This is a genomic window from Halorubrum sp. Atlit-26R, assembly GCF_003666015.1.
Taxonomy (GTDB): domain Archaea; phylum Halobacteriota; class Halobacteria; order Halobacteriales; family Haloferacaceae; genus Halorubrum.
The window spans coordinates 1-635 of the sequence record NZ_QPLT01000271.1; the positions used below are offsets into that span (position 1 = coordinate 1).

1 protein-coding gene is annotated in these 635 nt (G+C 69.8%); it reads left to right on the forward strand.

What is annotated here, in order from left to right; translation table 11 throughout:
- The coding region (locus tag DVK07_RS20525) for a sugar phosphate nucleotidyltransferase (RefSeq protein ID WP_255410504.1) at window positions 1-635 on the forward strand (635 nt) is incomplete at both ends.

The following is a 635-nucleotide window of genomic DNA, read 5'->3' on the forward strand; positions in this document are numbered from 1 at the left end:
TTACGTCACCCAAGAGCCGCAGCTCGGAACCGGCCACGCTCTCCTCCAAGCCGAATCGCACGTCGGGGACTCGGTCGTCGTCTGCAACGGCGACCGCATCGTCGACGCGGCCGCGATCGACGCCGTCTGGGAGCGCCACCGCCAGACCGGTGATCCGACCGTCGCGATCACCCGCGCCGACCACCCGCACAAGTACGGCGTCGTCGACTTCGCCGACGACGAACTCGCGGGGATCGAGGAATCGCCGCATCCCGACCGGGTCGCCTCCGAGTACATCAACGCGGGCGTCTACGCGTTTCCGCCGGAGGTCTTCGCCGCGCTCCGCGAGACCGACTACCACGGCGAACACGCACTCACCGCCACGCTCTCCGAGCTGGGTGCGACCCGACCGGTCCGCGTCGTCCGGTATCGAGGCCGATGGCTCGACGTCTCCGAACCGTGGGACCTCCTCGCAGTCAACGGCGCGATCCTCGCGAACACCGGGACCGGCCCCCACGAGACGGCCACGGTCGCGCCGTCGGCGGTGGTCGCCGATGACACCCTACTTGCTGCGGGCTCGACCGTCCACCCGAACGCGACGATCCGGAGCGGCGTCACGATCGGCGAGAACGTCCAAGTCGGACCGAACGTCGTCG